This window comes from Nocardioides sp., from assembly GCF_030149505.1.
Classification (GTDB): Bacteria; Actinomycetota; Actinomycetes; order Propionibacteriales; family Nocardioidaceae; genus Nocardioides.
Map to the genome: position 1 here is coordinate 1 of NZ_JASBRN010000060.1, position 11,448 is coordinate 11,448.

The following is an 11,448-nucleotide window of genomic DNA, read 5'->3' on the forward strand; positions in this document are numbered from 1 at the left end:
CGCCGCGCTGGAACGAGATGCCCTGGACCGCCGGGGAGCGCTCGACGTCGATGTCCATGCGCGCCGACAGCGCGTTGACCACCGACAGGCCCACGCCGTGCAGGCCGCCGGTGGCGACGTACGAGCCGCCGCCGAACTTGCAGCCGGCGTGCAGCTTGGTCGCCACGACCTCGACGCCCGGCAGGCCGGTGCGCGGCTCCGTGTCGGTCGGGATGCCGCGACCGTTGTCGTGCACCTCGACCGAGCCGTCGGGGTGCAGCACGACCTCGACCCGGTCCGCGGCGCCGGCGAGCGCCTCGTCCACCCCGTTGTCGATGATCTCCCAGACGCAGTGCATGAGACCGCGGGTGTCGGTGGACCCGATGTACATGCCCGGGCGCTTGCGCACCGCCTCCAGGCCCTCCAGGACCAGGAGGTGGGCGGCGTTGTAGGTGTTGTCGGCGATGGTGCTGCTCCTGCGTGTGCTCTGCTTCCGGGCCGGTGTCTCGGGTGCCTGGGTCACTGGTCGGAATCTAGTCGACCGCACCCCCCGTCCTGCTCAGGGCGCGCCCTGGGCGTGCGACAGGGCGCCTGATAGGCAGTCCGACGGGGCGTCAGGCGGGCGTCATGCGGGAAGGTCGTCCTGCTCCCGCAGCGGCAGCGAGCCGCCGACCAGGTCCACCAGGTCCGCGACCGAGTCGACCACCCGGGTCGGGCGGTAGGGGAAGGTCGCGACCTGCTCGGGCCGGGTCGAGCCCGTGGTCACCAGGACCGTGCGCAGGCCCGCCTCCAGTCCGCTGATGATGTCGGTGTCCATCCGGTCCCCCACCATCACCGTGGTCTCCGAGTGCGCCTCGAGGCGGTTGAGCGCGCTGCGCATCATCAGCGGGTTCGGCTTGCCGATGAAGTACGGCGTGCGGCCGGTCGCGGTGCTGATCAGGGCCGCCACCGAGCCGGTCGCGGGCAGCTTGCCGGCCGTGCTCGGACCACTGGGGTCGGGGTTGGTGGCCAGGAACCGGGCCCCGTCGTCGATGAGGCGGATGGCCCGGGTGATCGCCTCGAAGGAGTAGGTGCGGGTCTCCCCCAGCACGACGTAGTCGGGGTCGCGGTCGGTCATGACGTAGCCGACGTCGTGCAGCGCCGTCGTCAGCCCCGCCTCCCCGACGACGTACGCCGATCCGTGCGGACGCTGCTCGGCCAGGAACTGCGCCGTGGCCAGCGCCGAGGTCCAGATGGCGTCCTCGGGCACGTCGATGCCGCTGCCGAGCAGCCGGGCGCGCAGGTCGCGCGGGGTGTAGATCGAGTTGTTGGTCAGCACCTGGAAGCCCAGGCCGCTCGCCTTGAGCCGCTCGATGAACTCCTGGGCGCCCGGGATCGGCACCTCCTCGTGCACCAGCACGCCGTCCATGTCGGTCAGCCAGGTCTCCACGGCGCGCTCGGTCATGGGCCGAGTCTCGCAGGCGAGGGCCCGCCGCGACACGGCGCGTCGTGCCCGCGAGGGGTGGGGCTGCGGTCCTAGGCTCGGGGCACTTCCCCCGCAGCATCGCAGCACCGGACACCAGCGGCTCGGGCCGCGCTGCACGTCACGATGTGGACACGATCGGACTCGGGATCCGGATGCCTCCGCCGCGACGTGGCACCGCGAGACAGACTTCACCCGGGTGGGCGTCTAGGCGCACACCTGGTGGGGAACAACCCCAGGGACCACGTGGTTCCGCACCAGCGCAGCACCAGATGACTCATCCCAGCAGGAGGTCGGCCGATGGACACGTCGCAGCACCGACTGTCACGTGCGCCACACCGGGACGGGAATCTTGGTCCACCTGGCTACGTTGTCCACTGCACCGAGTGAGAACAGAAATGAGGCCGAAGTGACTACTGCCGTTGCCCCCAGCTCCGCGCTGACTGCCGCGGACCGATGCGACCGTTGCGGCGCGCAGGCCTACCTCCGTGTCGAACTCCAGACCGGTGGCGAGCTGCTCTTCTGCGCCCACCACGCCCGAGAGCACGGTGAGGCGCTCAAGCAGGTCGCCGTGACCGTGCAGGACGAGACCCACAAGCTCGCGGAGCGCTGAGCCGCTCCTCGATCCCGACGTACGTCGAAGGCCCCGGACCGATCGGTCCGGGGCCTTCGCCGTGCGTGGTGCCGGGCGCTCAGTCGAGGTAGTCGCGCAGGACCTGCGAGCGGCTGGGGTGGCGCAGCTTGGACATGGTCTTGGACTCGATCTGACGGATCCGCTCGCGGGTCACGCCGTAGACCTTGCCGATCTCGTCGAGGGTCTTGGGCTGGCCGTCGGTGAGGCCGAAGCGCATCGAGACCACGCCCGCCTCGCGCTCGGAGAGCGTGTCGAGGACGGCGTGCAGCTGCTCCTGGAGCAGCGTGAACGAGACGGCGTCCGCGGGGACGATCGCCTCGGAGTCCTCGATCAGGTCGCCGAACTCGGAGTCGCCGTCCTCACCGAGCGGCGTGTGCAGCGAGATCGGCTCGCGGCCGTACTTCTGGACCTCGATGACCTTCTCGGGGGTCATGTCGAGCTCCTTGGCGAGCTCCTCGGGGGTGGGCTCGCGCCCGAGGTCCTGGAGCATCTGGCGCTGGACGCGGGCGAGCTTGTTGATGACCTCGACCATGTGCACCGGGATGCGGATGGTGCGTGCCTGGTCGGCCATCGCGCGGGTGATGGCCTGGCGGATCCACCACGTGGCGTAGGTCGAGAACTTGTAGCCCTTGGTGTAGTCGAACTTCTCGACCGCACGGATCAGACCGAGGTTGCCCTCCTGGATGAGGTCCAGGAAGAGCATGCCGCGGCCGGTGTAGCGCTTGGCCAGGGAGACGACGAGGCGCAGGTTGGCCTCGAGCAGGTGGTTCTTGGCGCGGCGGCCGTCCTCGACGATCCACTCCAGCTCCTCGAGCAGGTCGGCCTTGATCTTGCCGCCCTTGGCCAGCTTCTCCTCCGAGAACAGGCCGGCCTCGATCCGCTTGGCGAGCTCCACCTCCATCTCGGCGTTGAGCAGCGGGACCTTGCCGATCTGCTTGAGGTAGTCCTTGACCGGGTCGGCGGTCGCACCGGCGACCATGACCTGCTGGACCGGCTCGTCGGACTCGTCGGCCGCGGAGACCACGAAGCTCGAGGTGGCGGTCGCCTCCTCCTCGGCCTCCTTGATCGTCGGGTCGGCGGCGACGTCGGCCTCGAACTGCTCGTCGGGGACGTCGGGGAGGACCTTCTTGCCGTCGGGGCCCACGGCAGGCGCGGCGGGCACCTCGACCTCGACCGTGCCCGCAGCGGCCTTCTTGGCCGTGGCCTTCGTGGCCTTCTTGGCGGGAGCGGCCTTCTTCGTGGCAGGAGCGGCGGCGGTCGCTGCGGCCTTCTTGGCCGGGGCCGCCTTCTTCGCCGCGGCCTTCTTGGCCGTCGCCGTGGTGGTCTTCCGCGTCGAGGTGGCCGCCACCGCGCGGGTGCTGGCGTGGTCGACGGTCACGGAGATGCCCTGCTCGCTCAGGTGGCCCAGCAGCGCCTTGAGGTGGCGCGGCTCGATCTGCGCGTCCTCACTGGCCGCACGGACCTCCTCCGGCGTGACGCTCCCCGTGGGAGCACCTCGCTCGACGAGGGTGACGACGGCGGGGTGCGCGAGCACTTCAGCAGGAATCTTGCGTGCGTTCGAAGACACGAACACCTCTCGTGAACTGGCTTGGGGCGCGGCAGGTCCCGGAGTCGTCAAGAGCCGCGCCGTCATTCTGCCACGCACGTGGTGGTCCTCCCGCAACCGGGAGGGGCCACGGGGCGCCCCAGCAGGGCTCTCAGGCCCGGGCTGCTCCAGCTGGCCCTGCTCAGCCCTGGGTCTTCGCCGCGGCCTTCTTCTCCTTCTTGAAGTCGCGGACCTTCTGCAACGAGGCGCCGTCGACCACGTCGGCCACCGAGCGGTGGCCCTCCAGGGCGTAGTCGCCGACCACGGCCTCCCACCCCTGCGGGCGCACGTGGAGCTGCTTGGCCAGCAGGGCCACGAAGATCTGCGCCTTCTGCTTGCCGAAGCCCGGCAGCGCCATCACCCGACGCAGCAGGTCACGGCCGTCGGCGGCGTCGGTCCAGATCCGCGACGCGTCGCCACCGTGCTCCTCCGTCACGATCCGGGCCAGCTCCTGGAGTCGCGCGGCCATCGAGCCGGGGAAGCGGTGGATCGCCGGCGCGGTGGCGCACAGGGCGGCGAACTCCTCAGGGTCGGCGTCGGCGATGCGGGCCGGGTCGAGGGTGCCGAACCGCTCCAGCACCTTCGCGGGGCCGCGGAAGGCGTGCTCCATGGGGTACTGCTGGTCGAGCATCATGGCTGCAAGGAGTGCGAACGGAGAGTCGTCGAGGACCTTATCGGCCGCCGGGTCGCCGGTGATGTTGAAGCCCATGGCGGAATCTTGCCCGATCCACGATCACCTGTTTCGTGCACGTCGTGACCGCCAGGAGCGGACGCACGTCACGTCCCGCGCCACCTTGATTGCTGCGCGCGCGTCGCGGATGCGTCAGCCGCAGCGCTTCGCAGCAAAGGACAGCATGGTGGGGATGGTGGAGAACCACTCCTCGTCGGCGCTCCACTCGTACTCAGGTTTGGGTACGACGGGCAACGTCCGTGGCTCGTCCAGGTCCACGAGAGCCATACCCGCAGCACGCAGGGCGCGGACGTACCAAGCGAACGGTCGGTGGTAGTGCCGGTGTCCACCGAAGGACTCGATCCACCATTCCTCCTCGCGCAGGTAGCCGGTCACGCGGCGATGGCGATCGCCCTCGTAGATGGGCGCCTGATTGAAGAAAGCCGGGTGCAGCATGGTGGCCACGAATGTCCCGCCCAGGGCCAGCCTCTCGGTGACGTCGGCAAGGACGCGGTCAATCCGGGGCAGGTCCATCAGGACCATGTGGCTGACAACCACGTCGTAGGGGCCCACCCAATCCGTACCGAGGCCTTCGACAAGATCGCGGACGCCCAGACGCAGGTCAGGGAAGTCGCGTCTGGCCCTCTCAACCAACTCTTGGCTGCCATCGACACCCTCGACCTCGAAGCCTTTGGATGCGAGGTCCGCCGCGAGCCACCCGTGACCGCAGCCGAGATCGAGGACACTCCCCCCACTGTCCGGCAACCACTGCCGCAGGAAGGGCTCGAAGCGCCGCCAAAACGAGTCGTTGGCGCCGCCGATCATCGCCGCGTAGATCGAGGCGGCGTTGTCCCAGGCTTCGATGTCGTCCACGGTGTCGCGCTCCATGGTCAGCGGATGTGCTGGTCGAGGACCATGCCCGCGAGCAGCGCGAACGAGTCCTCAGAGAGCACACGGTCCGCTTCGGGGTCCTGAGCAATCTGAATCCGCATGGGCACATCTTTCCACGCCGCATCGCTCAGGGACGGCCCCGAATGATCAAGCCGAGCCCTTGTCGGTATAGCCGTGGTGTCTCGAAAGCTGTTGCGGTGGCGACGTCGCCTCCAAGCGGTTGCAGAAGGCCAATCTCAGCGAACTCGCGCAGAAGGTCTTCACCACTCGGCTCCAAACCGTCCATCTTGGCGAGCGGGTCAGCGGGCAGTCGCGGTGGAGAGACCTACTCCTGTCGGGAACCAGTCGGTGGCCTGCTCGTCCTCGCCGTCGACGCTATACCGGTAGCGAACCGCTTGGGCCTGTGCGGCCCCTGTTCTTTCCAGGGTGACTTCTACCCACACCTGGACAGACTCATCGGAGTCGCATTGAGCTGAGATGAGCCCGTCGGGGGCTGCGTGCTTTCCCTGCGGGGTCTCATCGAGTGGGCGACTCACGATGGCGCCGGGGGCGCCGGGTTCGTCGGCGACGAGAAAGCCCGTCACAGAGAGCCCCGGTTCCGGGGTCTGAAGGTCGATGCCGGTAATGCGGATGGGGTCGTCGGTGAGGGCGCAAACGTACGGGAGAGGGAAGGAGGCTCCGCGTCCGGTTTGGACCTCGTCGTAGGACTGCATCTCCGATCCGCCGCTGAACTTCACCTCGATGGCGTCGCCGACCTGGATGCGCCCTGGGTCACTGGCCGTTTCCGGGGTGCACGCGCTTACGCCGAGGCTCGCACCGAGTGCCGCGAGGAGGACGGCGCCCAGGTTGGACCTCCGGGGAGGCCGCCGCGACGCGCGGGTGCCACTAGGTGGTGCAGCCACGTTGACCAGTGTCGCTGGTGGCACGGGCGGGCCGGCAACTACCCGAGGCCTTGTTGCCGCGCTTCATGAACCGCACGTAGCGGGACTGCGCGGGGCCTTCGATGTTGCTGAAGCACATCTTGGACCGACGTGACACATCAACGGACCAGGACGATCCGTCCGAGAATCCGGACTGTGCGGAGACGCTGACGACCCCGAGGTTGACCCCTGCGCTGACCGATGCGTTGCTGACTTCACTCTTGGTCTTGGCGTAGTTGGTGCCGACCGGTTGGCAGTCGGCGGTGGCAAAGAACGGCCGCTGGCCCTTCGCGGACTTCACCAGGAGTGAGTGTTGGCTGGTGGGGCGTCTCTCGGTGCGCTCGATGCCGCCCGGGCCAGGGCAGAAGCGCATGTAGAAGTCTTGGTAGTTGACCTTGTTGCGGGCCCACTTGCCGACTTGCTTGTCGAGGGTGTCGGTGTCTTTGTTGGCGATGCTCTTGGTCGAGCCCGCCGAGGCCGACCAGTTCTTTCCCTCGGGCTTGACAGCGATCCCGAGGGTGTGAGACGTGCCCTTGCTTTGGGTGAACAGGTACTTCGCGCCCTTCCAGTTGTCGGCGTACATGAATCTTTCGGCCCGTCCGTAGTGCTTGTCCTTCGGCGTGATGCGGCAGGCACCTGCTCGTGAAGCGGCAGCGTCGACGGTCGCGGAAGTGGGTGCCTCGGCGGTGAAGGGGTGCTCTCCGGTGGCGACTCGAGCGATCCCGGTGGCGGCGTCGAAAATGATGCTGCTGACCGTGGCAGCCTGGGCGCGGGCGGCCAGGAGCCGGGCGGTCACCTGTTCCAGTGCGGGTTGGGGGGCCAACCGTGCGCTGGCTTGAACACTCTGGGTCGTCACTGCGGCTTCGTCGCCGGCAGTGTCGTCGGTGGGTTGGATGGCGGTGACCAGGAGGTCGCTGATGCCGAACCGGTCGACGTAGCCGACGAGATCCTTGGCAGGCGCCTGGACCCGGTAGGTGCCGTCCTGCGCGACTTGGGCGGTCAGAGACTTCATGTCGAGATCGACACCGACTGGGTAGAAGTCGCGGGAGGCAGGCAGTGCCGGGAAGACCAGGACCTCCACACGAGAACCGGGTGCTGAATCGACGATGCGACCCGCCAGGAGCGTCACGTGGCCGTCCTCGGCCCGTGCTGTGGAGGGGACGCCTGCCCCGGTGGCGGCGGTGTTCCCGGCGGTCAGTGCGGCGACCGTTGAGCCCGCGAGCAAGGCCGCAGTGGCAATGGCGACTCCAGAACCGCTCCGGCGGCGCCCTAGGCGGGCGGGGCCATTGCTAGTTCTGGTTGCTGTCTCAAACAGGTGTTGGCGCATAGCCAGGATTTCCCTTCGTGCCCGATCACGAGGCGCTGCGGCGCAGCGTGGGGACAGCATGCACCATCAGAAGGCTGCGGGGTAGGCGGGATTGTTTCGGTCGCCACATACAGATGGGGCGCCTTCAATGTCGGACACATGTCTCCCCCAACGAGCGTTCCAGGTGACTTGGGCACGACATCCACACCAGCCGTGTACTTGGTGTTCTTCTCAGAGTCGCCAACCGTGTTCCTGTCATCGAGCGGGCGTCGAGTCTCCGGAATCGCATGGGCGGGGGCTGCGGATTCGTCAATCACTCACCTGGTCGGCGACGTCGTCACCGGTGATGCGGATCTGGTGGGTGGCCATGACGCTCATCCTGCCCCAGCCGGGCAACGGCGTACGACGGTGTGCTCCCGCCACGCGACGAGGGTCGGGCCGAGGGGTCAGGCGGCGTGCTGGCGCAGCACGCGGACGTGCCCGTCGAGCCCTGCGGAGTCCAACTGCTCCACCACTGACTGGACCGAGCCCGGCCGGTCGGGCACCTCCAGCACCAGCGAGGTGTCGCCGTCGGGTCGCGGGGGCGTGCCCGCGACGAGGCCGGAGAGGGCCGTGGCCATGCGCCGCAGCGCCCCCGTGGTGCCCAGCGCTCGGACCTGCCAGCGACGGGCGGCGAGCAGCTGGTGGAGCTCGACGAACACCACGTGGTCGCGCGTCCCGTCGGCCACGACCCGCGCGGGGCCCGGGACGGGGGAGGTCTCCCCCGCGACGCGGCGGCTGGTGCCGGCGGAGTCGGCGGTGCCGAAGGCGAGGACCTCGAGCCCGGGCAGGCGCAGGCCGTCCACGAGGGCTCGCAGCGCGGCCTCCTCGCAGGTCCCCTCGCGCTGCACGAGGAGCGAGCCAGGGAGCCCGCTCTCGTCCGGCAGCACCGGCTCCGGCTGAACGCCCATCTCCCGCAGCCGGTCGGCCACCGCCCAGACGTCCTCCGGCGGCCAGACCCGCAGCTCCAAGGAGGAGCCGGCGCAGGTCACCAGTGCGGTGGAACCGGTCCGCACCCGGGTCGGGGAGACCGTGGACACGTCGAGCAAGGCTGCCTCCAGGGACGTCGATCGACGACCTCTGATGGCCGCCGCCTCAGAGTCTGGCCAGGTCAGGGGGCTCCACGCGCCCCGGAACGGCGTTCCCGAACAACTCCGAACATCTCTTCACCCGGCTCGCAGGGGACCTCCTGCGCCACACCCGGCGCACGTTCGCCCGAACGGGCGAGGAACCGCCGGTCGCGGCCGGAGGGACCTCAGGACGCCTTGACGGCGAGCACCGCGCAGGGGGCGTCGAGCAGGACCCGCTGGGCGTTGCTGCCGAGGATGAGCTTGCCGACCGGCGAGCGCCGGCGCAGGCCGATGACCAGCAGCTCGGCACCGTGCTCCTCGGCGACCGCGATGAGGTCCTCGGCCGGCTCCAGTCCGCGGACCGTCTGGCGCACGGTGAAGGGGACGCCGGAGGACTCGAGGCGCGCCCGCAGGTCGTCGAGCTCGCCCTGGGCCGCGCTGGCCCTGCTCTCGTCGAACTCCTGGCCCCCGCGGTGGGAGCTGACCGCCACCAGGGAGCAGTCCCGCATGCGGGCCTCCTCGATGGCCCGCGTGAGCGCGGCCTCCCCTTCGGGCTTGGCGACGTACCCGACCACGACGGTGCCCACGGCAACCTCCTGCGACCTCGACCTGCGGCCGGCCCGAGCGGCCGGCTGCTCTCGCACCGTAGCCGAACCGCACCCGCTGACGACTCCCCCGCCGGGTGGCCCGACCGCGGCGCCGGCCCTCGGAGGCACGGGGGCGCCCCTCCCTGTGGAGGAACGGCCCACCGCCGGCCGCCGCGGGGGCAGGGTGGACCCGTGGGCACGGTCGCGACGAGCAGGGGGAGCAGCCGCCCCCGCGACCCGTGGGAGCGCAGGGCCCGTGCCGCGGTCCTGGACCTGGCGCGCACGGAGGTACGCCGGGTTCACCCGACGCTGCTGCGGGTCGGGGACCCGTGCGGCGCGGTGGACGTGGTGCCCGAGGACGCCGCCTGGGACCACGCGCTGCGCACCGACCTGCTCGCGGCGCTGCTGTGGCGGCGCGGTCCCGACCCGCTGGTGTGGGTGACCCGCACCGGCGGGCTCGCGTGGCAGGACGTCGACCAGCGCTGGTACGCCGCGTTCCTGGCCGCCCGTGGGGAGACGGGCCTCGACGCGCAGCTGCTCGTGGTCACCCGGCACGGCTGGCACGACCCGGCGACCGGGACGACGCGGACCTGGCGGCGCATCCGCGACCGCAGGAGCGGACCCGCGACCTGACCGCGACCTGACCGCGGCTCCACCGCGACCGGGCACGCGCCGCGCGGCGGGCCGACCGGTTCAGTCCCAGGTGTGCGCGGGCTCGTTCGAGTGCATGCGCTCGCGGTACTCCAGGAGCACCGCGCGCAAGGCGTCCCAGCGGTCCTCGCCGGACCGGGCCCGCACCTTGCCGACGAACCACTCCGCACCGTTGGTGCCGAGCAGGCAGCGCTGCTCGATGATCCCGAGCAGCCGCTCGCGGACGTCCGTCGCGACGCCCCACCGCTCCAGGCCCTCGTGGGCCATCGGCAGCAGCCGACGCAGCACCAGCTCGGTGGCGCGCACCTGGCCGATGCCCGGCCAGTAGACCTGGGCGTCGATGCCCTGCTGGGCCGCGACGTGGAAGTTCTCCTCGGCGGCGCTGAAGGACATCTGGCTCCACAGCGGGCGCTCACCCTCGGCGACGCTGCGCACGAGCCCGAAGTAGAACGCCGCGTTGGCCACGGTGTCCACGACGGTCGGGCCGGCGGCGAGCAGCCGGTTCTCCACGCGCAGGTGCGGCCCTGCGTCGGTGACGTCGTAGACCGGCCGGTTCCAGCGGTAGACGGTGCCGTTGTGCAGCCGCAGCTCCGAGAGGCTGGGCGTGCCCCCGGCCTCGAGGACCTCCAGGGGGTCCTCGTCCTCGGTGATCGGGAGCAGCGCGGCGAAGTAGCGGACGTTCTCCTCGAAGCAGTCGAAGACCGAGGTGATCCACCGCTCGCCGAACCACACCCGGGGGCGCACCCCCTGCGCCTTCAGCTCCTCGCCGCGGGTGTCGGTGGCTTGCTCGAAGAGGGGGATCCGGGTCTCGCGCCACAGCTCCTTGCCCAGGAGGTAGGGCGAGTTGGCGCCGACCGCGACCTGGACGGCCGCGATCGCCTGGCTGGCGTTCCAGTAGGCCGCGAACTGGTCCGGGGAGGTCTGGACGTGGAACTGGGTGCTGGTGCAGGCGGCCTCCGGCACGATCGAGTCGGCCGTGGTGTCCAGCGACTCCGCGCCGGCGATCCGGATCGCGATGTCCTCGCCGCGGGCGTCGAGGATCTGGTCCGACAGCAGGCTGTAGCGGGGGTTGGCGCTGATCGCCGAGCGGGCCAGGTGCTCCTCGGCGAGGGTCGGCAGGATCCCGATCATCACCAGGTGCGCGCCGACCTTGTTGGCCCGTTCCTCGGCGTCGTTCAGGCTGGCCCGCAGCTCGCTCTCGAACCCGGTGACTCCCCCGCTGCCCAGTCGGCGGGGCGCGACGTTGATCTCGATGTTGAACTGGCCGAGCTCGGTCTGGAAGTCGGGGTTCGCGATCGATTCCAGCGCCTCGGCGTTCTTCAACGCAGGCCGGCCGTCGTCATCGACGAGGTTGAACTCGATCTCGAGGCCGGTCATCGGATCCTCGGCCTCGAACTGGGCCTCGCGCAGCATGAGCGCGAACACATCCAGGCAGCGGCGTACCTTCTCGCGGTGCGCCGTCCGGTCCGCCCGGGAGAACTCCTGCTGGTCGACGTCCTGACCCATGACACGACACTAGGGGGACGGGCGGCCCGCGAGAAGGGTTCGGTGCCGGACCGGGCCTCATCGTGTCGCCACCCCGGGCGCGTTCCCGCCGAAGACCCGCAGTGCGCCCTGCGGCAACGGCGACCACACCGCGGGCGGCGTCGCGGAC

General features: G+C 70.1%; 12 protein-coding genes. 2 read left to right on the top strand and 10 right to left on the bottom strand.

The features are described from left to right. Both Q1V71_RS13465 and Q1V71_RS13470 read right to left on the bottom strand, forming a co-directional pair. Positions 1-370: ATP-binding protein (locus Q1V71_RS13465; protein ID WP_300644371.1), on the bottom strand; the 370-nt coding region annotated here is incomplete at its 3' end. 234 nt (positions 371-604) lie between these two features. Beyond that, positions 605-1,423: an HAD-IIA family hydrolase gene (locus tag Q1V71_RS13470; RefSeq protein WP_300644357.1), complete on the bottom strand. Its 819-nt coding sequence runs from the start codon at positions 1,421-1,423 to the stop codon at positions 605-607. A 427-nt stretch (positions 1,424-1,850) separates the two neighbouring features. Between Q1V71_RS13470 and Q1V71_RS13475 the strand changes: the two genes are divergently transcribed. Continuing rightward, on the top strand, positions 1,851-2,054 hold the full coding sequence (locus tag Q1V71_RS13475) for a hypothetical protein (RefSeq protein ID WP_300644358.1): 204 nt from the start codon (positions 1,851-1,853) through the stop codon (positions 2,052-2,054). A gap of 79 nt (positions 2,055-2,133) precedes the next feature. Here Q1V71_RS13475 and Q1V71_RS13480 read toward each other — a convergent pair whose 3' ends face one another. The 7 genes from Q1V71_RS13480 to Q1V71_RS13510 all read right to left on the bottom strand — a co-directional run bounded on the left by Q1V71_RS13480 (position 2,134) and on the right by Q1V71_RS13510 (position 9,143). Further along, complete coding sequence (locus Q1V71_RS13480; protein WP_300644359.1) at positions 2,134-3,648, bottom strand: RNA polymerase sigma factor; 1,515 nt, start codon at positions 3,646-3,648, stop codon at positions 2,134-2,136. A 154-nt stretch (positions 3,649-3,802) separates the two neighbouring features. Further along, positions 3,803-4,369, bottom strand: a complete 567-nt coding sequence (locus tag Q1V71_RS13485; protein WP_300644360.1) for an HhH-GPD-type base excision DNA repair protein — start codon at positions 4,367-4,369, stop codon at positions 3,803-3,805. Between the two features lie 114 nt (positions 4,370-4,483). Further along, positions 4,484-5,218, bottom strand: coding sequence for a bifunctional 2-polyprenyl-6-hydroxyphenol methylase/3-demethylubiquinol 3-O-methyltransferase UbiG (locus Q1V71_RS13490; protein WP_300644362.1), 735 nt, complete (start codon positions 5,216-5,218; stop codon positions 4,484-4,486). A 302-nt stretch (positions 5,219-5,520) separates the two neighbouring features. Beyond that, positions 5,521-5,934, bottom strand: coding sequence for a hypothetical protein (locus tag Q1V71_RS13495; RefSeq protein WP_300644363.1), 414 nt, complete (start codon positions 5,932-5,934; stop codon positions 5,521-5,523). Positions 5,935-6,106: 172 nt separating this feature from the next. Beyond that, positions 6,107-7,270 carry a hypothetical protein gene (locus tag Q1V71_RS13500; protein WP_300644365.1) on the bottom strand — a complete coding sequence of 388 codons (1,164 nt, stop codon included), beginning with the start codon at positions 7,268-7,270 and terminating at the stop codon, positions 6,107-6,109. Between the two features lie 623 nt (positions 7,271-7,893). Then, positions 7,894-8,526, bottom strand: coding sequence for a hypothetical protein (locus Q1V71_RS13505; protein WP_300644366.1), 633 nt, complete (start codon positions 8,524-8,526; stop codon positions 7,894-7,896). A gap of 215 nt (positions 8,527-8,741) precedes the next feature. Beyond that, positions 8,742-9,143 carry a universal stress protein gene (locus tag Q1V71_RS13510; RefSeq protein WP_300644367.1) on the bottom strand — a complete coding sequence of 134 codons (402 nt, stop codon included), beginning with the start codon at positions 9,141-9,143 and terminating at the stop codon, positions 8,742-8,744. Between the two features lie 192 nt (positions 9,144-9,335). Here Q1V71_RS13510 and Q1V71_RS13515 point away from each other — a divergent pair, with 192 nt between their 5' ends. Beyond that, positions 9,336-9,776 (top strand): hypothetical protein, encoded by a 441-nt coding sequence (locus tag Q1V71_RS13515; RefSeq protein WP_300644368.1) that lies wholly within the window; start codon positions 9,336-9,338, stop codon positions 9,774-9,776. A gap of 60 nt (positions 9,777-9,836) precedes the next feature. On the opposite strand, the gene Q1V71_RS13520 is transcribed toward Q1V71_RS13515, so the two are convergent. After that, complete coding sequence (locus Q1V71_RS13520) at positions 9,837-11,300, bottom strand: glutamate--cysteine ligase (RefSeq protein WP_300644369.1); 1,464 nt, start codon at positions 11,298-11,300, stop codon at positions 9,837-9,839. Positions 11,301-11,448: the final 148 nt, after the last annotated feature.

Coding starts and splice junctions, on each gene's coding strand:
- Q1V71_RS13485 (WP_300644360.1), bottom strand. CDS start 4,369: ATGGGCTTCAACATCACCGGCGACCCGGCGGCCGATAAGGTCCTCGAC.
- Q1V71_RS13490 (WP_300644362.1), bottom strand. CDS start 5,218: ATGGAGCGCGACACCGTGGACGACATCGAAGCCTGGGACAACGCCGCC.
- Q1V71_RS13470 (WP_300644357.1), bottom strand. CDS start 1,423: ATGACCGAGCGCGCCGTGGAGACCTGGCTGACCGACATGGACGGCGTG.
- Q1V71_RS13495 (WP_300644363.1), bottom strand. CDS start 5,934: ATGCAGTCCTACGACGAGGTCCAAACCGGACGCGGAGCCTCCTTCCCT.
- Q1V71_RS13520 (WP_300644369.1), bottom strand. CDS start 11,300: ATGGGTCAGGACGTCGACCAGCAGGAGTTCTCCCGGGCGGACCGGACG.